This is a genomic window from Bacillus sp. GbtcB14, assembly GCF_019091205.1.
Classification (GTDB): Bacteria; Bacillota; Bacilli; order Bacillales; family Bacillaceae_G; genus Bacillus_A; species Bacillus_A cereus_AG.
The window spans coordinates 1-272 of record NZ_JAGXJT010000152.1 but is presented as its reverse complement, the minus strand read 5'-3'; the positions used below and the strand labels follow the sequence as shown (position 1 = coordinate 272).

Genomic DNA, 272 nt, shown 5'->3' with positions numbered 1-272 from the left:
CCTTACAGTTTATATAATTAATTATCGCAGTTTCCGCCAGTGGTGGTTAGTCTTCCCTCACCATATTCAGATACGGGGGGCGTAATGATGAAAAAGCAGCTGCCTAAAGAAAAACACAGCTTAAAAGACGATCTGGAGGAAGATCTGAAGGCCAGGCTTTTGCAAATGAAAAGTGAGCTGAAGGAAGAAGACGAGAAAAAACAGGCGCAGCAAAAGGCGGAACAAATCAGAAAACGAAAAGAAAAAGAAAAACATAAAAGCTTTGAAGAGCT

General features: G+C 40.8%; 1 protein-coding gene. It reads left to right on the top strand.

Features of this window, described 5'->3' with window-relative positions:
- Positions 1-87 precede the first annotated feature (87 nt).
- Positions 88-272, top strand: a 185-nt coding sequence (locus KVT31_RS29590; protein ID WP_217613728.1) for a YqkE family protein, incomplete at its 3' end; no start/stop codon positions are given.